Raw genomic sequence first — 22,236 nt, 5'->3', positions numbered from 1 at the left:
GGGGGGAAGAAGATTCTGTAGTTTGTTGGCTGAACCAGGGGTGGAAGGTTATACGAATTCTCTCAGTTCGATTTATCGATTTTCTATAGGACGCAAGACCCTGCGCCCTATAGGAGATCACTTGTAGTTTGATTTTCGAGAATTGGTATATAGCGGTAGTCATTATGGTTAGGACAGGGTGCAGGGGTGGAACCCCTGGCTGGGGGCTTCGCTCCCACTCCCTCTCTAATTCCAATGTCCTAACGCACCTGCGTAGTGCTATATAAATCAGGCTTGAGATTGAGAGACTTTGTGAGAAAGAATTCCTGCGGAACCCTTTCTCACAATCCAAATTAGGATAGTTATATAGCCACCAGACTCAGGATGGGGTGCAGAAGTGGAACCCCTGGCTGGGGGGCTCGCCCCCCTTAAAACCAATGTCCTGAGCAACCTGGTGACAGCTATGTAAAGCATTTTCTCTCCTACTCCACGGTTTCTAGTTCTACAGGTTGCTGATAAACCAACTCTGGTAAGCTGATCCGCTCCACGATAGGAGCATAGCCCAACCATTGGCTCGCAAGTCGAATAAAGGGTTGGGGATTACCACTAACACAGAAGCGGGTTGGCATAGGTGGGCGGAGATTTTTAAGACCCAGTAAATCAAGCTCTTGACCAGCCGCCGCAACAACGTGAACGGCAGGGTCAACTAGTTTAACCGATCGCGGCAGAATGCGGTGCAAAACGGGAGCTAGGTAGGGGTAGTGGGTACAGCCATAGATAAGGGTGTCAATTTGCCGTTCTAGCAAAGGCTCCAGGTATTTTTGAGCGACGGAAACCGTGTAAGGATCTTCTAAGCGATTTTGCTCAATCAGGGGTACAAATTCTGGACAACCCATCTGCCAAACCTGGGTCCCGGGCTCTACTTCTAGAATGGCGCGACGATAGGCATCACTAGCGGCAGTTGCGGGAGTCGCAATCACCCCGATGCGCTGCCCCTGCTGCACAGCAGCTCGTGCTCCGGGAAGAATCAGTCCCAGGATGGGGACGTTGAACTCAGAGCGCACGGTTTCCAGAGCCAGGGCAGAGCTGGTGTTGCACGCCATAATCACCATTTTTGCGCCCTGTTGCACCATCCAGTGCAGGATTTCCCGCACAAACTTAAGAATTTGCTCTTGTGATCGCGTCCCGTAGGGTAAGCGAGCAGTATCTCCAAAATAGATGATTGATTCGTAAGGAAGCTGGCGGTACAGCTCTCGCAGGACGGTCAAACCTCCTACACCACTGTCAAAAACCCCAATTGGAGCCGAATTTGGGCTAACAATTGGCCGCTCGTTCCCTGCAAACCGATGGTTCAACACTCCTCACACCTCCAAGTTAATTACGAACATTGAAAGATTGCACCACACCAGTCTAAGACCGGGTCATCCTCTGAATGTACTGTAGAATACCGCGAGCGATCGCCGCTGCCATCTGACTGCGATAGGAAGGGTCAGAGAGTTTGGTGGCATCGCTTTGACCCGTTACAAACCCCACCTCTACCAGCACCGCAGGCATCGTCGTTTTTCGCAGGACATAGAATCTGGCAGTTCTAACACCTCGGTCAGGGGCACCCGTGCCTTCGAGAATACTACTGTGAATCACCCGCGCCAGATCGGCTCCGCTGTTATAGTAGTAGGTCTCTAAACCGCTGACATCAGGGCGACTCATATTAATGGCGTTCGCATGAATGCTAACAAACACCGACGCCCTCAGCTGTTCCGCCATTTGTACCCGTGGTTCCAGATCCAGATCTATATCGTCTCTTCGCGTTAAAACAGCCTGTACTCCCTGCCTCTCAAGTAAGCTGGCAACCTTTATTCCAATGTCCAGTACAATTTCCTTCTCTTGTAAGCCCCCAATGCCAACAGCGCCGGGGTCTGGCCCACCATGACCAGGATCTATCACGACTACAATTTTTCCACTAGAAATTTGAGGCAGGGTTGGTATGGAGGTAGCTGAGCGGGGGGCAGATGGTACAGGAATAGTTGCTCGTGGAGTAAGGGTCTGGGTACTGGTGCTCTGACCCCGCTGTAGCTGCAACGCCAGAATCTGTCCCGTTGGTTGATTGAGGTCAGCAATTTGAACACCCGCAGCGGGTTGCACCAGAATGGACACTGTGTGGGAATCTTCCTCCCGCAACCGCACCCTTAAAACGGGGCTGTTGGCATCCAATTGGGGACCTTTTACCTGCGCGGCTAACTGAGCCGGACGGATCGTAATCCGGTAAGAGCTGGTTTTTCGATCCCAGCCGGAGTCATATTTGAGGGGCTGATTTGCTCGAATAACCAGTTGTCTGCCTCCACTTTCCAGTTGCACAGACTCAATAGTGGCAAGTCTAGCAGGAGCAGAGGTCGCAAAGTTGGGGGAGATCGCCGCATTGTCTTCTCCCTCGGCTCTGGATGGCTGCCGCTGGATCATTCCCCCCGATGTGATCAGGGGAAGGGTCGGCACAATGATTGAATTGCCTGATGTCGGATTAGAAGCCACAGGCGCTCTGGCTCCATTCATCGTTTCATTGCCAGATGCTATCTGGGGCTTGGGAATTTGCACCACCCACTGTCGGGCAGTAATCCCTCGAAACTTAATCTGGTTGGGGTCAATAATATAACCAGGAGCCAGTTCAATCACAATGCGGGTAATTGTTTTGTTGTACTGCCCAAACCGGACAGACCGAATGGCTCCATCCCCTACTGACTCAGAAAAGGATGGACGCCCTAGTACAATACCGGGTAGATCAATCACCAGTCGGGTGGGCTCTGTCAACAGTTGGGCAGAGGGTTGAACGTCCTGATCAGTTCTAAATTCGAGTTTGTTTTGACCAGTGTAAAACCGCCAGGACTCGATTCTGGATGCCAGAGCAGGAGCTGGAAACAAAAGCAGGGAAGCCGCGACAAGCAGGGTGTAAGGGTGATATTTCACGAGGTCTTGTAGGAGGCTCAGAGCACCAAAGGACAACCAGCAGTATTTCACAAGCAAAACTCCCTACCCATCATGCCCAGGGCATCCGTTATAAGGATGTGGATTCTGACTGTGGAAAATTTGTTTCATGGGCGATCGCTCCTATGCCTCAACAAACTCCAAGCCCTTCCAGCCCGGTAGGGAGTTCTCAACAAAAACTGCTGTAAAAATATACTCGATGTCTGCTGAGGGCGATCGCGAAATTCATGGTTCCCTTGATTTTTCCTGGAGAACGATAGCGGTAGCTATCTACAGCGTTCACAAACTATTTGTGAACAAGGGGTTGGGGGGCTTCGCCTTCACCCAGGGGTGGAACCCTGCACCCCGTTCAAATTTCATGCACCCCGTTCAAATTTCAAGAAAGATCGCTATCGTCCTGAGATCTGCCACCTGCCGTAGTTTGCAACATTTCGTAACTGAATTGCGAAATGGTGAGGCTGGATGCTGTCTCCTCTAAAAATTCAGTCAGGGAAAACAGTCAGGGAAAATCACCTATGAAGCCCAAGGACTTGACTCCGCTCCAGGCATTACAGCGAAGTTTAGGCATGATCGTGCAGGCGGCACCAATAGAACTCAAGAAGCTGGCACTGTTGAATTTGCTCACTGGGGCAGGTCCCTCGATTACCTTGTTTCTGGGCAAGGTGGTGATTGATGAAGCGGGTCGGTTAGCTGGGCGGGTGGGTTCTGGAGATGCGATCGCCCTACTGTGGTCTCAACCACTCCTGTTGTGGAGTTTGGGTCTATCGATTGGACTGAACCTGCTAACGGATTCGGTGGATTCGGTGGGTAGCAGTTTATTTGCCTCTCTGCGCGATCGCGTCCAGGGTTTTGTGCAAAGCAAAGTCCTCCACAAAGTCGCCGCCTTTGATGATATCGTTCTGTTTGAATCTCCCGATCTGTTGAACCTGCTTCAACTGGCCGAAAAAGGAATTGCCCGATTGCAGCGGCTTTCCTTCATCGTGGCGGCCACTTTCATGGGCATCTTCACATTCATTCCATCGGTTCTGGTGTCGATCACAATTAACTGGTGGGTGCCATTGGTGCTGCTCCTGTCGTCGATTCCGTCCATCATTGTGGAGATGAAATATCACAAGAAAAGCTGGCGGGTGGAAGAAACTCAGGCTGGCGTGACCCGTGAAATGGATATCTATGCTCGCGTCCTGACAGGGGAAGCCTATGCCAAGGAGTTGCGGCTGTTTTCGCTACAAGTCGTGCTGTTGGAGCGGTGGCAGGGTTTGTTTGAGCGCATGTTTAGCCGCATGGAGCGGGTGCGGCATCAGGGGGCACTGGCGGTCATGGTGTGGGCGCTGATAGGCGGCCTGGGGGTCACGTTACCCTATGTTTATGTGGTATTGGGAGTGCTACAGGGCAACTACACCGTAGGCGATCTGGCGCTGTTTACCGGGATTATTCTGCAAGTGCGGCGCAGTCTGTATATTCTGATTGCCCACACGGGGGATATTTATGATGTCGCCCTGGCAACCGCTCCCATCTTTCAACTGCTGGATCTGGAACCCCAGCTTACCAGTGGTGCAACTCCGATGCGATCACCTGTGTCGCCGGACAGCCTCATTACAAAGGGGATTCAGTTGCAACAGGTGTCCTTTGTCTATCCGGGGAGCGACAAACCTGTCCTGACGGAAATTGATCTGCACATTCAACCGGGGGAGATGATTGCACTGGTAGGAGAAAACGGAGCCGGAAAAACCACGTTCGCCAAGTTGCTCTGTCGGCTGTATGACCCCACGGAGGGTGCCATTCTCTGGAACGGGCAGGACTTGCGCTCGCTGAGTTTACCCGAATTGCGATCGCGGATTGCCGTTGTTATGCAAGACTACGCCCGGTTCCCAGCTACGCTACGGGAAAATGTAGGATGGGGCTTTTTACCCAAACTTCAGGAAGATGCTTGCTTATGTACAGTTTTACAAGAAGCTGGCATTGAAAATCTGGTCAATGAACTGGAATATGGGTTAGAAACTCCCCTAGGTAAGCAGTTAGAGAGTGGGATCGATCTTTCTGGCGGACAGTGGCAGCGAGTCGCGATCGCCCGCTCGTTGCTGCGCCTATCCCAGGCAGAACTGTTGTTATTTGACGAACCCACGGCGGCCCTTGATCCGAAAAACGAGCAGGAAATTTACGATATTTTCCGTGCGATCGCGCGAGGACGGATGACTGTGATTGTGAGCCATCGATTAGCACTCGCCAAACTGGCAGACCGGATTATTGTGCTGGAACAGGGGCAGATTGTGGAAAACGGTAGCCACGATGAACTGATGGCGCAGGGCGATCGCTACTATGCCATGTTCACCAGGCAAGCCAGCAGCTACAGATAAAGCGCAGCCCTTCCTGAGTCTGCTGAATAAGCTACCGACTTAATAGCTGTCGCCAGATTGCTTAGGACATTGGTTTAAAGGGGGGCGCCCCCAGCCAAGGGTGGACCCCCTGCACCCCGTCCTAACCATAATGACTACCGCTATGAAATAATTCTGACAGCAGATTCCTTAATGGAAGAATACAAGAGCCAGAATAAATCCTACTTCTGGTTTTTGGCTCCTCGCTTCTCAAAGCCCTGATCTGACACGTTTAAAGAGCAAATTGCTAGAGCATTGCTCATAGTCGCTCTAGTTGGCGTTGCTAAAAAGCAGTATAAATCGAAACAAAGTTTCGAGCATACAGCACCTATTTCATACCCAAATTCAGCAACGCCCCCTAGTTAGACTCAGGCTCTACCGATTCCAACTCCACCAAGTCTGGCGACAGATTAACTGCTTCCGTCTTTCCATCATTAAGAGCAGGAACTTCTGCACTAATATTCGATTCCTTAGAAAACACGACCCGCAACAGTGGTGGAGCCAGAAAGGTCGTTAGGATAACCATGACAATAATCGCAGCTTCTAACGACTTGCCTAAGACCCCACTGGAAGCCCCCACTGAAGCAAATACTAGCCCAACCTCGCCCCGTGGAATCATACCGACGCCAATCGCCAGGCGATTGATTCCCGGTTGCCCAAACACGCTTAACCCGGTTACTACCTTGCCAAAAATGGCAACCAAAATCAGGAAAGACGCCATAATCAACCCTTCCCGGTTTTCGGGTACTAGGGGATTGAGTACCCCTACATCTGTACGGGCACCCACCACGACAAAAAAGATGGGCGTCAGCATATCGGCGATTGGAATAATCTGCTCTTCTAATTCCCGCTGCTTCTCGGTCTCTGCCAAAATCAACCCCGCGGCAAAGGCTCCCAAAATCGCTTCTAACTGGATCACCGCTGCAATGTAAGAGAGGATGAAGGCAAAAATCAGCGCTGACAACAGCAGTTGTCCGCGGGTTTTCATATTGTTGATCAAGCCAACTAAAAAAGGGCTAATCAGTCTTCCTAGCCAGATTGAGCCAATTAGAAAAACACCAGCACTGATGATGAGGTAAATCACATTGCCGACTTCGACCTTTCCATCGCGGGCAAGGCTGGCCACTACTGCCAGAACGATGATGCCCAACACATCATCCATGACGGCGGCCCCAATGATGATCTGTCCTTCCCTAGACGAAAGCCGCTGGAGTTCTGCCAGAACTTTAGCGGTGATGCCAATACTGGTAGCCGTCAAAGCGGCGCCAGCAAAAATGGCGGGCACCGGCGGCACCCCAAAAATCAACATCAATCCCCCGGTTCCCAGAGCAAATGGAGTCACAACCCCAACCACGGCAACAACGGTTGCCTGCATCCCTACTCGCAGGAGCTCCTTTAAATCTGATTCCAGGCCAATTTCAAATAACAGAATGATAACGCCCAATTCAGCCAGCACTGAGATCACCTCACCCTGGGATTGAAAAACCTGCGGAATGGCTTCCGGACTAAGGTGGGCAGTTGACTGCAAGAGCGCCATAATCATGGAGTGGCTACCATCTTCTCCTGCCTCAGGAAAAATCAGCAGGTGCAGGGCAGAGACACCAATGATCACTCCGCCAACTAGCTCCCCTAAAACGGGCGGCAGGTCAATACGGGCACAAATTTCCCCCCCCAGCTTGCTGGCTAAATAGATCACAACCAGACTGAGCAAGACGGCGGCTACCACCATATGCCCGCTTTCAGTTTCAGCGGTTGCCAGGAGCGGAGCAGGAAGGTTGAGCGGGTGAAGAAAGGGTAGGGCAGGGAAAAGAACCCAGGTCATGAAGTTCACCATTGTGCAACTGACATCCTATCCACTGTACAAGGTTTGTTACAGCAGATTAAGTTCAGTGTGATAAAACCTACCCTTTAACGGAAACATCCAACCGGGCGATTTCTAGACAAAAACTCGATGTTGAAGGGATGGCATCTGTCGGCGAACCTGTTCCAGTCGAGAAGGCTCAATAGCGGCGATCGCCGCTCCGGGTTGATCTCCAGCATCTGCCAGCACGGCTCCCCACGGGTCAACAATCATTGCATGTCCGTGGGTCTGGCGCATGCTGTAGTGTCGCCCGGTCTGGGCAGGAGCGATCACATAGCAAGTATTCTCAATGGCGCGAGCTTGTAGAAGCACCTGCCAGTGGTCTTTTCCGGTATAAGCCGTAAAGGCCGCTGGAACAAACAAGACCTCAGCTCCCATCTGTGACAGATGGCGGTAAAGTTCAGGAAATCGCACATCATAGCAGACTGACAGTCCCAGGTTTCCGAGTTCTTTGGAGGGGTAAACAGGTGGCATTCGCATGCCTGCCAGAACCGTACTCGACTCTTCGTAGGTGTTGCCATCGGGCAAGTTGACATCAAACAGATGAACTTTTTCGTAACGAGCAAGTTCTTCTCCATTCGGACCTACCAGCAGAGCAGTATTGTAGACTTTTCCATTGCCTACGGGAACCGGAAAACCGCCACCCAAAATCGTAATCTGGAAGCGCTGCGCCATCGTTTTCAAGAATTTTTCACTGGCTTGGGCGATCGCCTCTGCGTGAACCAGTTTTTCCTGTTCTTCACCTAGAAAAGAAAAATTTTCGGGTAGCGTAACCAATTCTGCTCCCTGCCGCACCGCTAAATCGATTAACTCTTCTGCCTGCACCAGGTTCTTTTTAAGATCGGGCAGACTCGTCATTTGCAGAGCAGCAGCCAGGTAAGACTTCATAGATTCAACTCAAATTCATGAAAGGTGTAGAAGCAGCATAACCAAGCTTGCAATCAAGGCAAACCCAGTTTGCATGCTTGTGATGCAGCCATCACTACCTTTCTAATTTAAAGCCTGGGAAGACCCGCAGGAAATCCGGAATTTCAGGAGCCTTTGTAATTATCCCACTTCTGGCTTCTGGCTCCTGATTTCTGATTTCCTGCTCCTAATACCTCACTCTTCACACCCCTTTGAATCAAAGTAAATACCGATTGTTTCGGTAGTTCGTAGCGTGTACCCCCACCAACTCGTCGCCCTGGAACTCCTTTCTTGACTGCTAGTGCAAGTTCACTCGCTCCCAGCAAGAACAGAATGCATATCAGTAGTGGAGTTAAAGGATTCATAGTAACCGTCTCACCCTAATGACTCAAGAATCTTACATTTTCTTTAGATTTTGGATGGGCGAGGGGTGTGCCAGAGATTGAGTTGGCTGTATTAGGGAGGAGTCAGGAGTCAGGAGACGAAAGGGAACAGCAAAGGGAGTGGAGGGTGAAGGGGTGAAATAACTACTAACACTTGTCGTCTGGTATAGTATCTTGCCAGTCAGGACAGTTGCCTTCGTTCTCCCATCCATAGGGGTGATAGCCACAAATCAGGGTGGTTCTGGCTTCTCGGCTGTAGCCGTAGGCAACTCCATGATAATGGATACAACCGACACAGGCTTTCGGGCGAGAGGGAGTAATGTCCCCAAACCCTAATTGCGATCGCAGAATGTGACGCTTACTTTCCTGCCGATGCCAGCGGGCGTAGTCAGCTTTTCTAAAGAAGTAATGGAGCTTATCAAACGAGTATTGGGCAGCATCAGCGTTCATGGGTCTAGTGGTGAGGGGTTATCCTCTAGCCTACCCAGAATTGCCCCTCTCTCGCCTCACTCCAGGGGTTTATTACACAAATATTGATAGCCGGTGGATGAGTGGAATCACATCAACTGCCACACTTTGACGGTACCGTCTGAACTGGCGCTGACCAAGTACTGGCCGTTGGCGCTAAAAGCAAGCGAGTTGACAGCACTGGTATGGTCATTTAACGTAAACCGGAGTTCGCCAGTGTCTAGATTCCAGATGCGGATGGTGGAATCGCTGCTGCCGCTGGCTAAGAGTTTGCCATTGGGGGCCAGGGCGATCGCATTCACCGAATCCGTATGTCCCGCCAGAACCCGCAGAACTTCCCCCTTCGCCATGTCCCACACTTTAATTGTTTTATCCTTGCTGCCGCTGACCAGCATTTTGCTGTCAGGAGTGATGACAACAGCATTGACCGCACTAAAGTGTCCTTTGGCAAAGGTGCGAATTTGCCCACCCGTCTTCAAGCTCCAGAGTTTGATTTGATTGTCCAGCCCACCACTGGCCAGGATTTGACCATCAGGGCTGAGAGCAACCGAGCGGATCATGCCTGCCAATCCCTGGAAAGTTTTTAACGCTTCACCCGTTGCTAGCTGCCAGAGGATAATGGTGCGATCTTCACTGCCGCTGGCAAGGAGTTTGCCATCAGCACTGATGACTACCGAATTGACATCTCGCGTGTGCCCTTTGAGATTGAGCAACAGCTTACCACTGGCCAGTTCCCAAACCTTGACAGTGTCATCATCACTGCAACTGACCAGGACCTGACTATCAGGGCTAATGGTGAGGCAGTTGATGGGGCGACTATGTCCGGATAGGGTTTCCAGAAGTTCACCTGTTTCTCGGTTCCAGATCCGAATGATGTTATCCAGACCACCACTGGCGATCGCCCATCCATCAGGACTCATTGCAACGGCCATCACCCAGCTAGAGTGTCCGCTCAAAGTATGCAGGCAGCGACGGTTCTGGGAACCGGAGATGGGGGGCTTAGAAGGGAGGGATCTCGCCCCTGGTGATTGCCCGAAGGTAGGGGGTCTGGAGGGTGTACCGGAAGGGGGTAGAGGTTGACTGGGAACGGCTGGCTGCCCTGATAGGCGAGGAGTGGAGGTTGTCGAACTGGGAGCAGACCCTGCCATCCGGGAAGCAACAGCTCCAGCAGAAGCGGCTGTCAGTGGACGAGATAACGCCGTCCTCAAATCTTTCATGACAGCGTCGGCAGACTGGTAGCGATCGCCCACTAGATCCTTCAACATCTTGTCCAGAATCTGCCCAATCGGTTCGCTGAGGCTTTGCCCCTTCAGTTTTAGTTGCTCACGCCAGAGCCAGCGCCCTTCTAGTGGATCGTACAGATCATCGGGCTTCATCTGGGTCATTAAATAAAGACAGGTTGCACCCAGACTATACAGATCGCTGGCAGGGAAAGCTTTGCCGCTGCGTAATTGTTCCATAGGGGCGTAACCTTCTGTACCAATCTTGGTGCCGGGCTGGGCAGCGGTTTCGGCAGACAACAGCTTAGCAACGCCAAAATCAATCAGCACCAGCTTGTTATCCGATTTGCGGCGAATGATGTTAGAAGGGGTGATGTCGCGGTGAATGACTTGTTTATCATGAATAAACTTAAGGATAGGTAGTACACCAGCCAACACCTCACGGATTTTTTGTTCATTAAAAGGACCCTGTTGACTCATCTCTTGAGCCAGGGTTTGCCCTTCAATAAACTGCTGCACCAGGTAAAGGCGCTTATCTTGTTCAAAGTAAGCAAGTAGAGTGGGAATCTGGGGATGTTCTCCCAATTCGTGCAGTCGTACCGCTTCCTGCCCAAAGAGTTGAATGGCCTTCTCCAGCGATTTGGTTCCCTGAATCTGGGGAGAAAACTGTTTCACAATGCAAGGGGCTTTCAGTCGGTCTTCGTCTTCTGCCAGGTACGTTCTGCCAAACCCTCCCTGACCCGTGAGCCGGACAACCCGATAGCGTCCTCTCAGAAGAGGAGTGAGCTTTGAGCCACAACTGAGACAGTACTCTGTATCATCAGTATTTTGGGGCTGCTGACAATCCGGATTAAGGCAAAAGGTCATATCTACGCACCCGGGTGACGTAACAGTTAGTATTCACCTACCAGACCGTATTTACTAAAGTTTATCTAGATGTTTTTAGAAGATTATCTAGATGTTTTTAGAAGAGAACGGTTTGGAAGTTTAGCTGCTAAAACCACAAATCGGAAATTGTCCGGCTCTCCTGGAAAGTTAACGATAAACGGCGCTTATCAGTGAGACGAAATCAATAATCCAGCAATATTGAATAAGGTGAAAGAGTAGCTTATGCCCTTTTTCCCCAGCAAACTGGAAAAGTCATTGCTCAATGAGAAATTGCCACCGATCTGGTTGCGATCGCACCCTTACAGTCTGTCGTAGTGAATCCTAGTACAGCAAAACGAAAGTTTTGTTGGGGGGTGTAGGGGTGGAACCCCTGCTTGGGAGCGAAGCCCCCAAACCCCCATGTTGCAAAATTAAGGGTTTGCAACACTAGTTATATCAGTCTACATTAGACCTTTCTAAGCAAACGCAAGATTCAGCGATAGCAGAAGCTCTACGCTCGTGAAGTAGAAGGGTAGATAGGCAGAAGTCAATGATCCGCCAGACTCAGATGCACCTGAAAAACAATCATATCGTCACTAACGACTGACCTGATACTCCTTCAAGGTTGGCACCCCTTTTAAAGAAGGGCCCATCAGCAACAGGGTAGTTTGATTATCCAGATAACCCGTTGGTTGAATGCCCACTGCCTGTTGAAACTGCTGGAGTGCCTGTTTAAAGCCCTGGGGAGTCTGGTTTGCAAAGCCAGATTGTTTCAAGTAATCCATTGCCTGGGTTTGGGTAATCGCTGTCTCGCCCCGGCGAAAGATGGGAACATACTCCTGACGCCAGACTTCGGCGAACTGAGCCCGATCCAGGACATAGATTTTGCCACGGGACGGGTCACCGATCGCCATCAACTGGTCATTCATGGCCAGCAGCGCCACGGCGTGGGGCAACTTCCGCGGACCATCTATTAACCAAACTCCCAGCACACCGGGGCGATTGATCCGCTGCATCTGCTCCCAGGTTGGGGAAAGTTCAATTCCATCCATTCCCAGGGCACGAGCAGCCTGAATTAATTGGGGCATGGAAGTCCCCAGGCGACTGGTGCCAGCCAGCCTGGCAACACTTGACTCTGTTGCACTAATATTCCAGCGGCGCAGGACAGTTGCCAGGGCTGAGGGGGCACAACTGCTCATGGACGTTTGTTTGAACACGCCATTCGCCTGTAAGTTGTCATTCAGCTCTGGATAGATGGGGGCGAGAAAATAGGCTTCTGCGGCGGTGAATCCAGCCAATCCAAGCAGGCCCAACAGAGCAACGGCAATGACCTGCGATCGCGCCGTCTTCCAACTCACAATAAACGCCAGGCCACAGAAGCCCAACAGCACCACGCGCAAAATAGTCCAGGTAACCTGCATGCCATAAATTCGCCATTGCAATGGCAAAACCTGCATCTGGGGCACGTTCAACGCGAGAACAACAAGTCCAATGTATAACCCCAGAAACAGGAGAGAGAGGGCTGTCTTTCCCTTAAACAGGTCATTTGCGGTTGCTCCCTTGCGCAGCAAAAAGCGCCCAAACCGGACACCCCAACGAAACGCAAACCAGCCCAGCAGCAGCGTAACGATTCCCTCAATTAGCATCTGCCAGTTTTAATCCTGTCACTTGACCTGCATTCTCTGCCTCGTTCCTATGCTGACACAACCACTCCGGTGCTTTCCTGGGAGAGTCGGTTAACACTACAAATAGCGTAGATTCCGGTACCAACCGTTACCGCCGTGATGGTGGCCGGTAGAACCCGAAGCAGTGTCCATTGTTCACCATCCTGGCGATACAGGGTCCAACTGCGAATGGCTGAACTGGCTGGTTTCCAGGTAAGCCTGCCGTTTTGCACCTGAACCCGTTGCGGCAGAGGGGGAGGAGTTGCCTTTAGCCAGGGCACCACAGGAGCCAGGGCAGGGGCACGATAGGTTGTAATTTTGAAGCGATCGCGAATCCCCTGGCGATTCTCAATAAACGCATTCATGCTGAAGAAAATGTTCCCCAGAACCCGTTGGGAGTTCAAACTGCGGGTAATATCAACTTGTCGTTCAATTTCGGTCAGTTCCCAGCCTCGCCCATCCAGTTGGGCCAGGTTGTTGCCAGGGTAAAGGTGACGTTGTTTAGGATTGTTATCTGCCCACCATTTCAGTAATACTGGGTAGCTTTGAGCTGGTGGATCAATTCGCCAGTACAGTTGGGGGGCAAGGTAGTCAACCCAGCCCTGTTGTAACCATTTCAACGAGTCAGCATAAAGCTGGTCGTAAGCATCTAACCCGCGAATCTGTTCTGGCTGACCGGGTCGGTAAATACCAAAGGGGCTGATGCCAAACTTGACATGGGGTTTTTCCGCCCGAATGCGGGTGGCGAGGCGCTGAATTAATTGGTTGACGTTTTCTCTCCGCCAGTCTGCCAGGGAAAGGGTACCACCGCTGGCACGGTAAGCCTGATAGGTTTTGTCATCGGGAAAGGTTTTGCCAGCGATCGGATAGGGATAAAAGTAATCATCTAGATGAATGCCATCGACATCGTACCGGCGTAGCACATCAATAATGACGTTATATGCCCGATCTTGCACAATCTTCGCCCCCGGATCCATCCAGCGCTGATTACCCCAGGGGTAGACGACCTCCGGATTGGTGACAGCAATATGGGGGAAAACATTCACTGTTCGCTGAGAGGCACTGGCACGGTAGGGGTTGAACCAGGCATGTAGCTCAATGTTGCGCTGGTGACACTGGGCGATCGCAAACTCTAGCGGATCGTACCCCGGTGCCTTGCCTTGAGTTCCTGTCAGCCAGTGACTCCACGGCTCAAACTGAGAAGCATAAAGCGCATCGCCCTCTGGTCTGACTTGCAAAATCAAGGCATTCAGGTTCATGGCCTGCATCTGATCCAGAATGGCAATCAGTTCTGCCTGCTGTTGTTCACTGGAGAGTCCCTGCTTTGAGGGAAAGTCTACATTCCAGACACTCGCCACCCACACGCCGCGAAATTCTCGCTGATGCCCAACTATTACCGTCTGTATCCATCGCACGATGTAGTCAGAAGCAATGGCAGGGGCTTGCTCCAAACTCACCAGACATTGATAAATAAATGCCGCCACTTCAGCACGGGTTGCTGCCTGTAACGGTTTCAACTGTTGTAAGGAAGGATAGTTGACCACGATTCCGGCTTCGCTAGCAGCGGCGATCGCCCCCATAGCCCACTTTGGAATCTGGGCACTGTCCTGATACAGGGTGGCGAGGGGAACCTGACCCAATGATGAGAAACCAAGACCACTCACAAGCGACACCAGAGCTTGCACCCGTGGAATCGACTCATTCGGGCGAAACTGCCGTCCCGGATAACCCGATAAGAAACCCGTTTCATAGGCCCAGCGAATAGCCTTTAGCGCCCAATGATGAGTAGGCACATCCACAAATGGCACATACTGACGGCCACCTGTGCGAGGAAAGGCCGCCTGTAGCAAAGCCGCAAACTCAGCTCTGGTGACAGCCCGATTTGGGCGAAAGGTTTGATCTTCAAAACCGTGCACAATTCCACGTTGCGCCAGCTCTTCGATAAAGTTTTTTGCCCAATGGGTCTGGATATCTGGAAAGCGCGGTGAGGAAGCAGCCATTTCCTAATCCTCCAGCTTGATCGCCATAGCAGGTGCCAGGTGTCAGGTGCTAGTGTTGCAAACCCTAAATTTTGCAACATAGGGGTTTGGAGCTTCGCCCCCAAGCAGGGGTGGAACCCCTGCCCCCCAACAAACTTTCGTTTTGCTGTAAGTAGCCAGGCACAATTAAATTAACAACAATTTTGGGGGTGGAGGGGGTGAAACCCCCTGCCTGAGGGCGAAGCCCCCACTCCTCCTTCTTACAGTTAATTATGGCCATCTACTTACTAGTGGTTCACCAAAGAAACTTTGCCCGGTTATCTAAACCCGGAAAAACCAATTTAGGGGGCGAAGGGTTGCAAACCCTTCAAAATCTGCTTGGCAGACTACTGGAGATGAAAAGTGCAATTCATCCCCTTTAAAGCAACATTACTTGCCTTAGTTTTCCTGGCGGTTGCTATATGGTATATGCAATCTAGCCTTAAGATGACTCTTTCAACTCCCTCCCTTTCTCTACAATCGGATTGGGCATCCATGTGGTTGGGTAGTCCTCACAAACCGTGAAGCCGCACTGTTGGATACTGAGGGCAATGTTATAGCTGTTGAGCGCCTCACGCCGACGGTTGAGGTAGGTCAAAACAGCACCGCGAAAGATCCAAATTTCACGATTATCAGGAGCCAGTTCCAGGGCTTTGTTAAAACTTAACAGGGCAGCCTCATAGTGCTTTAAATAAGCCAGCACAATTCCGCGATAAGTCCAGATTTGATGAAGATTAGACTGGTGCTTTAAGGCGATGTCAAAACTGGTGAGTGCTGCTTCAAAGTGCCCCTGCTGAGTCAGCATTTTTCCCCGGCTATACCAGATGTGATAAGGAATGGCAGGCACAATCGTCTTGTCTTCTTCAGACTGATGCGCCGCCTCATTATTTATCCCATTTAATAAATTATGATTATGCACAGACGAGGAGTTACTCATGAAACGCTAATAGCTAACAACCAAAAACTAACAACTGCTTATTAACCCCCTCACCCATCTACCCCTCACCCTACTGCCCATTGCCCATTGCCCATAACCTATAACCTTCACGAAACTCAGAATTGAGAACTCAAAACCCAAACCTGTGTCTAGATTGTTACCTCTTGCATGATTCAATATCAGTGAATTCCGCAACTTTAAAGAAACAAAATATTTAGCAGCAAATCTTAAAATTCAGGTTTTGTAACTTTTATCACAGCTGACCACATCACGACTTGATGGAAATCACTCTTTCCATCTAAGTAAGTAGCCAGGCGCGATTAAATTCAAAGATAATTTCGGGGGTGGAGGGGATTTCACCTCCTACCTGGGGGCGCAGCCCCCACTCCCCCCTTACCAATTAATGATGACCACCTACTTACAAGAGTCCAAACGCAGAACGGTTCTTTTCTCTTTCCTCTTTGTTCTTTCTTTTTAGCCAACATAGCTTTTTAGCCAACATAGTCATTTGCGGTAGGTGCCTGAGGAATTGACGCCCATTCTGCCTTTTGTAGAAGAATGTACTCTCGCACGTCCTCTCGATAGCGTCCCAGAATATCTACCTGATACCGTTCTGGAGAAATTGCCACCTGAATTTGCTTCTGAGCACATACCCATGAGAAATATTGCAAAGCTACCAGTCGCTTCTTTTGTAGGGGAGTCTGGTAACTGGGCTCATCTAAAAGCGGAGTCTTTGAAGATACTTCGTCTGGGGTGCCAGGGGAGGAGGACGTTTGAATCTTCATTAGTTCTGCGCTCAAATCCTCAGGAAGTGGGGTTGAGATACCCAGGGTTTCAGGCGCAGTTTGAGGTAGAGAATCCAGTAATCCCTGAAAACCGATGAAAGCCAGACGGTAGATTAAGAGCTTAGCGAAAGGTCCTTGAAAGTAGCCGCCATGTACATCTCGTTTACCAGTAGCAAAGGCCATAAATAAACGTAGGTAGCCCAGGAATTTGAGGGGCGATCGCTGCCCATCCAACAGCAGAACGTAGGACTCTTTTCCCTGGGGTTCTAGCCTGTCCCGATACTCAGTGCAGTCGAAGTAGGTGAATAGATCGGCGATCGATTCCTTATCTTCCTGAACACTTGCCACCGCTTCATCGCTCTTCTTCCGCTCTTGCCACTGGCTTGCCGGATCCAGACGCTGATTCTGATCTTTGCTTAAAACGTTGACTTCCAGATAGGGCAAAAGATGGCTGGTCGGATCGGGAAGCTCTTCCAAATTAACGATGCCATAAATGGGCTTAACCTTCTTTGATTTAGAGAGGGTAATGCGCTTTGAGGTCACGGTTAAATTACCGAGTCGGTAGCCCTGAGTTCGACTCCGTGCCGGGAAAGAGAAATAATTTGCAGCAGTGGAGGCAATCCTGAGAGCCAGATCTCCTTCGTTGCTGAACAGATAGGCTTCCTCAAACCGGCGTAAGGCCGAACGTAAAAAATTGGTGCGCCCTGAGGTAATGGTGAGCAGAGGAATGTCCGGAGCGACCAGAATTAACCGTCCCAGGCGGAAGACACGGCCCAGTCTTGAAGAAGGGGTTTTTGAAATGTGATCTTCCCCAAGTCTTCCAACCGATCGCGGGTCAAAAACATCTGACAAAATTCGAATTACCTGAGTGGTGACGTGCCCACCCATGCTGTGACCAATGAATGAAAGTTTGATTAAATGATTTTGCCAGTAACGTTGAGCCGCATCCAGTTCTAGGCTTTCAATTAAAACTAACCGTTCAAGAATTTGTTTGAGCAGTTCATTTCCAATCTCAGGTGAAACATCTTTCCGAAGCCGCTTAAAGAACTGCTGAAACCGGAAATCTTCTGAATCGATATTGAGATCCGGATATCTGGAAAGAGTATTTCTGATTGCACTGAAACTATCCATTACATCGGATGGGGCGATCGCTTGAATTTCAGGAATCCTACTATTGATCCTTTCATAAAGGGCCTGATCGGAAAGGGTTTCGCTGACTGTTTTTTCGATGAGTCCCTGATCAATTTGTCGGATCAGTTCAACTAAGTCTGACACTCCATAGATGCTGGCCCGGTAAGCATCTCGAAAGTAAACAGAAATTCTCAATAAATAAAGAGTCAGTACCACTGAGAAGCTAATGACGCTGATGATCATTAAAGCGACTGCGATGGGGGAATGGGTTAAACCAGCCAGGACCAAAAAAAGAATAGTGGCAAAGATCCCTCCATAAAGCAGAATGCTTAGTAGAATTGGAAGTGCTTTTCGGGCTTCCTTTCGAATTGTTTTCTTTTGCAGACTTTCTGAGGGCCAGCGATAGCCAAGAAAAATCGATCCAGCCTCTTTTTTTTGAATCAATGGATCCTGGTTTATATAGGTACTGAGGGGCTTGTACCAGAATTCTCGCACCCCATCGGTAGCCAAATCTGTCCCGGTGTTGTATCCGTGAATTGCGATCACCAGTCCCGAATCTTTCACCCCAGATTTTGCGTTTTGATAGAGCAGTTCTACGATATTGTGAATTGTGGGCTGATCTTCGTCTTTAATATTTGGACTGTCATCTTCGACATTAGAGGGGGCTGTACTTTTAACAAAAAAACTGGGAATTGGCAGTTTCCGACAGTCCTGGTCTCGAAACAAATTTTCGACCAAAATATTCATTGAAATAACGCCCCCTGGTATCGTCGAGTCAAGACTGTTCCCGATTATAGGATTCACAGCTGATTTGGTCTAAAACAGTAAGCTTTCTTTTGTTTTGAGCGTTACGTTGCTTAACCTGCTTCAACCTGTTTCAATCTTCAATAGGAAGCAGGGAAGATTACCGCTATTCATCGCAAAGAAATTATGCATGTCATTCCCGCGATCGATTTACTGGAAGGGCGCTGTGTCAGGCTCTACCAGGGAAATTATGACCAGGCGCAAACATTTGATGAAAATCCAGTGGCTGTTGCCCGCCAATGGGCAGCGGAGGGAGCTACCTGGTTACACGTCGTGGATCTGGACGGAGCAAAAGCCGGGCACCCGGTCAATTTATCGGCGATTGAGGCGATCGCCCGCGCGGTAGATGTACCCGTGCAGGTGGGGGGTGGGTTGCGCGATCGCCAGAGTGTTGTCGATCTCCTCAATCTGGGTGTGCGACGGATCATTCTGGGTACCGTTGCCGTTGAGCAGCCAGACCTAGTGAGTCAACTCTGCGAAGAATTTCCAGAACAGATTGTGGTCGGGATTGATGCTCGTAATGGCAAGGTGGCGACGCGGGGCTGGTTGGAAACCTCTGAGGTGATGGCAACGGAGTTGGCCCAACAGATGGCAGCTTGTGGGGTTACGGCGATTATTTACACCGACATCCATCGGGATGGCACTCTTCAAGGACCGAATCTGGAAGCCCTGCGGGAGCTGGCAAGCAACATCAATGTGCCGGTAATCGCATCCGGTGGAGTCAGTTCGTTGACCGATCTGTTCAATTTGCTGGCACTGGAACCGCTAGGGGTAACAGGGGCGATTGTTGGGCGTGCGCTCTATACAGGTGATATTTCCTTAAAGGAAGCGTTACGAGCTGTTGGTCCGGGGCGGTGGCAGGATGTTCCACCTGACTTTGGCTCTTCGGCATTTGCTTAGGAGTCGCTAAGAGTGAACTACTAACCGGCTCCTTGCCAGATCCCGGATTAATGGCAATCTGGAACGGATGTAGGTGCCAAAAATAGCTATTTCTTCGTGATCGAGCGATCGCTGGTTTTTAAGCTGTCTCAACAACCATTGCACCAAACTGGGGTCATCCAGGTTCAGCAGGATGTTGGATTGGGTGGTTTCTACCAGGGACCAGAGTTGGCGCAGCATCAATGGTGACATGCAACCTCTTCCAGGACTAGGGACAAATGACAATTCATACCTTTCTAGGGTCAACCATAGCCAATCTAGCTAAGCATAGTCAGCGAACACACAAGTTGAAACAAGAGTTACAAATCGCTTAACTATCTGATTCATAACTTGATTTACATTTCATCTGCGATTCTGGGGATCGCTCCATCGGTGGGAAGTAGAGCCAATCACCAGATTTGAAGCAATCTTAATTTTTCTTCTTTAAGAGTGATTTCGGGTAGCAGAAGATTCTTTGGGTCGTGGCAGAATTTCTACATCAGTTGTGCGGTGGAGTAATGGAGTACTGGAGGGGGCTGGGAGGGCGTTGCTGAAAAGCAGTATGAATCAAAACGAAGTTTCGAGCATACAGCACCTATTTCATACCCAAATTCAGCAACGCCGGCTGGGAGAGTAGAGGAGTAGGGAAACGGGAAGCAGAGAAGTTACCCATCCCCCTATCTCCTGTTACCCTATCCCCCTATCACCCCGTCACCTAATACACTGAGACTGGGGATCAACGGCCAGCATATGCCTGAATTGGTTCTTTAATAAATCGGATATACAGGTGCTTGAAGGTAGACCGAAAGATGCGAGGAAGCCCAAAATCGATAGGTACTAAGTTTGTGGGAAGCTGCCAGTCACTGATTTGCAATTCTGACGGGTGCAAATGGGGGAAGTGAATATGATTTAGTTCAGGACATAAGCCCATTCGCTGAGAGGCCATCACCGTAGGAACGATTGTGGGATCGACATTGAGGATGTCTAAAACGGCTCGATCCAGGGCAAAAACATTAGCAGAAGCAGCCAGCAAGCTAAGTTGACGGGGATAGCCACCACTCGGCCCATTTCCTTCGTGTCCCACAATGCCATCTAGAATCGTCAAGTCTGGATCAATGGCCCGTGCTGTTTCAACCAGCATGGTGCCAAAGCGATCGCGGTCTTTCCCTGCCTCTAGGTGCCACCAAGCTTTCATCTTACCGGGTACACAACCAAACAGATTTTTCACACCTAGAGTCATTGTTAGCTGCACGTGGGATTTCACCTTTGGCAGGTTAATCACCACATCAGCATCCATTGCTTCCTTCGACAACAGTAGATGGTTAAACTCGTCGCTAACCGTTTCATAGCGTTTGCCGTGAAACTCAACAATGGGTAGATTCAAAGCTTCTGTCAGGGGTAGATAGCCATTAGCCTTTGCCACTCCCCGGGCACTCCCAAACGCAGGACCGTCTCCCAGGAATGGTTTTCCTCCCGCTTCTTGCACCATCTGGGCGACGCAGTAAACAATTTCCGGCCGGGTTACGCATTCCTTTCCGGGACGTGCCCCCGTCAGCAGGTTAGGCTTCAGCAACACGCGATCGCCCGGTTTCACAAAGGCTACCATCCCTCCTAATGGCTCTAATAGAGTTTCCAGAGATTCGCGGAGGGAGGCGCGATCGTAGGATTGCGCACGGAGCAGGCTGACAGAGGGCTGGTTCATGAAAACTCCAGTTTCTTAGATTTCTTTTTAGATTTCCTTGAAGAGATTAGTTTAAGAGCGTAGATAGACTTTAGGGTAGTCCTGCAAGGAAAGGATGGAAAGAGTGGGAGGCTAAGAAATGCTCACCATCCCGTCATCTCATCATCCCCCGATGATTCTTCATTCCCTCCAAATAGAACTACCGACTTTAGATTAACGGATCTTTACTTTCTCTGGAAAGAAGGCATGAAGTGAAACTCGCTTTGATATAGCGATCCTTCTTGAAATTTGAACGGGGTGCAAGGGTGGAACCCCTGCGTGGGGGCGAAGCCCCCCTTGTTCACAAACTATGTTCACAAACTATTTGTGAACGCTATAGCAATCCTATTTGGATTGAAGGAGATCCGCAGGAACTCCTTCTCACAAAGCCTCTCCATCTCACAACTGATTTATGACTGCTATAGCGGTAGTCATTATAGTTAGGACGGGGTGCAGGGGTAGAACCCCTGGCTGGGGGCAAAACCCCCACTCCCTCTCTAATTCCAATGTCCTAACGCACCCGCGTAGAGCTATATAATTCGTGGCAAACCGCCGTTCGCTCCTACGTGCAATGTGATGGTTATTTAACCGGATTTGGGTATACATTTACTGTTTCAATTTTTATTGCCCACACAATAAACACAAAATCCCCAACTCCTTTCAACAGTCGGGGGACTTGTGCCAAAACCGCCTCAGACTTTGCGGCTCTAATCAGAACACTTCTGAATTAGTCCATTCTGTGACCAGGCGCTCCCATGGCATCTCGCTTTTAGTTTCTGGCAAAGCACCTTATCCCTACAGAAGGCGGCATGGGAATCATTGGGTATAATTGCCAGTGAGTCAATCCCACTAACCTGTCCTTTAGTTTGACAAATTCCTTTTGTGCCTTGCGGGTTTGAGGGTTTGTAGTCATACCCGGCATCTCCACAGGCCGCTTTTAATCTTTTACAGCCCTTTGCTGTAGTACGCCAACCTACACTGTAGTACACCAACCTACAGTTTTAGGTTTTGCCTGGTCTGGTTTTTGAGGTGTGCCAATAATCGTTGAAGGATTGGGATTGGTCGGCCCTGGGGAAGAGGGATTGGGGGAGGGCTTTGCACTCCCCACTCCTGCGCCGACGGTAAAGGCCAAACTGAGGCTAAGCAACCTGGCGATAGCTATAGTTGTTAGCTGAGTGAAGGGTGAGGGGATGGGCGGATGGGTGGAGGGGGGCTCATCCACTCATC

At 50.2% G+C, this 22,236-nt stretch carries 15 protein-coding genes; 2 read left to right on the top strand and 13 right to left on the bottom strand.

Features of this window, described 5'->3' with window-relative positions:
- Positions 1 to 461: 461 nt before the first annotated feature.
- Both murI and P4D80_RS11760 read right to left on the bottom strand, forming a co-directional pair.
- On the bottom strand, positions 462 to 1,337 hold the full coding sequence (gene murI, locus P4D80_RS11765) for a glutamate racemase (protein WP_421659333.1): 876 nt from the start codon (positions 1,335 to 1,337) through the stop codon (positions 462 to 464).
- Between the two features lie 52 nt (positions 1,338 to 1,389).
- A complete protein-coding gene (locus P4D80_RS11760) occupies positions 1,390 to 2,988 on the bottom strand; it encodes an N-acetylmuramoyl-L-alanine amidase (protein ID WP_421659332.1) in 1,599 nt (532 codons plus the stop codon).
- Positions 2,989 to 3,470: 482 nt separating this feature from the next.
- Here P4D80_RS11760 and P4D80_RS11755 point away from each other — a divergent pair, with 482 nt between their 5' ends.
- Entirely contained in the window at positions 3,471 to 5,309 is a 1,839-nt protein-coding gene (locus P4D80_RS11755) for an ABC transporter ATP-binding protein (protein WP_421659331.1), read from the top strand.
- A 376-nt stretch (positions 5,310 to 5,685) separates the two neighbouring features.
- On the opposite strand, the gene P4D80_RS11750 is transcribed toward P4D80_RS11755, so the two are convergent.
- From P4D80_RS11750 to P4D80_RS11715, 8 genes are all read right to left on the bottom strand, one after another.
- A complete protein-coding gene (locus P4D80_RS11750; protein ID WP_421659330.1) occupies positions 5,686 to 7,149 on the bottom strand; it encodes a cation:proton antiporter in 1,464 nt (487 codons plus the stop codon).
- Between the two features lie 114 nt (positions 7,150 to 7,263).
- The gene (locus P4D80_RS11745; RefSeq protein ID WP_421659329.1) at positions 7,264 to 8,076 is read right to left on the bottom strand and encodes a carbon-nitrogen hydrolase family protein; all 813 of its coding nucleotides are present in this window, start codon (positions 8,074 to 8,076) and stop codon (positions 7,264 to 7,266) included.
- Between the two features lie 548 nt (positions 8,077 to 8,624).
- Complete coding sequence (locus P4D80_RS11740) at positions 8,625 to 8,927, bottom strand: hypothetical protein (RefSeq protein ID WP_421659328.1); 303 nt, start codon at positions 8,925 to 8,927, stop codon at positions 8,625 to 8,627.
- Between the two features lie 107 nt (positions 8,928 to 9,034).
- Positions 9,035 to 11,032, bottom strand: coding sequence for a protein kinase domain-containing protein (locus P4D80_RS11735; RefSeq protein WP_421659327.1), 1,998 nt, complete (start codon positions 11,030 to 11,032; stop codon positions 9,035 to 9,037).
- Positions 11,033 to 11,628: 596 nt separating this feature from the next.
- On the bottom strand, positions 11,629 to 12,678 hold the full coding sequence (locus tag P4D80_RS11730) for a cysteine peptidase family C39 domain-containing protein (RefSeq protein WP_421659326.1): 1,050 nt from the start codon (positions 12,676 to 12,678) through the stop codon (positions 11,629 to 11,631).
- A 47-nt stretch (positions 12,679 to 12,725) separates the two neighbouring features.
- Positions 12,726 to 14,696, bottom strand: coding sequence for a glycoside hydrolase family 10 protein (locus tag P4D80_RS11725; RefSeq protein ID WP_421659325.1), 1,971 nt, complete (start codon positions 14,694 to 14,696; stop codon positions 12,726 to 12,728).
- Positions 14,697 to 15,156: 460 nt separating this feature from the next.
- Positions 15,157 to 15,651, bottom strand: coding sequence for a tetratricopeptide repeat protein (locus tag P4D80_RS11720; RefSeq protein ID WP_421659324.1), 495 nt, complete (start codon positions 15,649 to 15,651; stop codon positions 15,157 to 15,159).
- A gap of 491 nt (positions 15,652 to 16,142) precedes the next feature.
- The gene (locus tag P4D80_RS11715; protein WP_421659323.1) at positions 16,143 to 18,314 is read right to left on the bottom strand and encodes a hypothetical protein; all 2,172 of its coding nucleotides are present in this window, start codon (positions 18,312 to 18,314) and stop codon (positions 16,143 to 16,145) included.
- A 183-nt stretch (positions 18,315 to 18,497) separates the two neighbouring features.
- On the opposite strand from P4D80_RS11715, the gene hisA reads away from it, so the two are divergent.
- Positions 18,498 to 19,271 (top strand): 1-(5-phosphoribosyl)-5-[(5-phosphoribosylamino)methylideneamino]imidazole-4-carboxamide isomerase, encoded by a 774-nt coding sequence (gene hisA, locus P4D80_RS11710; RefSeq protein WP_421659322.1) that lies wholly within the window; start codon positions 18,498 to 18,500, stop codon positions 19,269 to 19,271.
- Between the two features lie 6 nt (positions 19,272 to 19,277).
- Here hisA and P4D80_RS11705 read toward each other — a convergent pair whose 3' ends face one another.
- From P4D80_RS11705 to P4D80_RS11695, 3 genes are all read right to left on the bottom strand, one after another.
- Positions 19,278 to 19,502 (bottom strand): hypothetical protein, encoded by a 225-nt coding sequence (locus P4D80_RS11705; RefSeq protein ID WP_421659321.1) that lies wholly within the window; start codon positions 19,500 to 19,502, stop codon positions 19,278 to 19,280.
- Between the two features lie 523 nt (positions 19,503 to 20,025).
- The gene (locus P4D80_RS11700) at positions 20,026 to 20,991 is read right to left on the bottom strand and encodes a DUF362 domain-containing protein (RefSeq protein ID WP_421659320.1); all 966 of its coding nucleotides are present in this window, start codon (positions 20,989 to 20,991) and stop codon (positions 20,026 to 20,028) included.
- Positions 20,992 to 21,982: 991 nt separating this feature from the next.
- Positions 21,983 to 22,231 (bottom strand): hypothetical protein, encoded by a 249-nt coding sequence (locus P4D80_RS11695; RefSeq protein ID WP_421659319.1) that lies wholly within the window; start codon positions 22,229 to 22,231, stop codon positions 21,983 to 21,985.
- Positions 22,232 to 22,236: the final 5 nt, after the last annotated feature.

Source organism: Leptothermofonsia sp. ETS-13 (assembly GCF_049200465.1).
In the GTDB taxonomy this organism is placed as follows: domain Bacteria; phylum Cyanobacteriota; class Cyanobacteriia; order Leptolyngbyales; family Leptolyngbyaceae; genus Leptothermofonsia.
This window is presented reverse-complemented; position numbering and strand designations above follow the sequence as displayed.

Excerpts from the sequence above, each read along its gene's own strand:
- P4D80_RS11715 (WP_421659323.1), bottom strand. The coding sequence starts at position 18,314 with ATGAATATTTTGGTCGAAAATTTGTTTCGAGACCAGGACTGTCGGAAA.
- P4D80_RS11745 (WP_421659329.1), bottom strand. The coding sequence starts at position 8,076 with ATGAAGTCTTACCTGGCTGCTGCTCTGCAAATGACGAGTCTGCCCGAT.
- P4D80_RS11735 (WP_421659327.1), bottom strand. The coding sequence starts at position 11,032 with ATGACCTTTTGCCTTAATCCGGATTGTCAGCAGCCCCAAAATACTGAT.
- P4D80_RS11725 (WP_421659325.1), bottom strand. The coding sequence starts at position 14,696 with ATGGCTGCTTCCTCACCGCGCTTTCCAGATATCCAGACCCATTGGGCA.
- P4D80_RS11700 (WP_421659320.1), bottom strand. The coding sequence starts at position 20,991 with ATGAACCAGCCCTCTGTCAGCCTGCTCCGTGCGCAATCCTACGATCGC.
- P4D80_RS11720 (WP_421659324.1), bottom strand. The coding sequence starts at position 15,651 with ATGAGTAACTCCTCGTCTGTGCATAATCATAATTTATTAAATGGGATA.
- P4D80_RS11705 (WP_421659321.1), bottom strand. The coding sequence starts at position 19,502 with ATGTCACCATTGATGCTGCGCCAACTCTGGTCCCTGGTAGAAACCACC.
- P4D80_RS11740 (WP_421659328.1), bottom strand. The coding sequence starts at position 8,927 with ATGAACGCTGATGCTGCCCAATACTCGTTTGATAAGCTCCATTACTTC.
- P4D80_RS11750 (WP_421659330.1), bottom strand. The coding sequence starts at position 7,149 with ATGACCTGGGTTCTTTTCCCTGCCCTACCCTTTCTTCACCCGCTCAAC.
- P4D80_RS11730 (WP_421659326.1), bottom strand. The coding sequence starts at position 12,678 with ATGCTAATTGAGGGAATCGTTACGCTGCTGCTGGGCTGGTTTGCGTTT.
- hisA (WP_421659322.1), top strand. The coding sequence starts at position 18,498 with ATGCATGTCATTCCCGCGATCGATTTACTGGAAGGGCGCTGTGTCAGG.
- P4D80_RS11755 (WP_421659331.1), top strand. The coding sequence starts at position 3,471 with ATGAAGCCCAAGGACTTGACTCCGCTCCAGGCATTACAGCGAAGTTTA.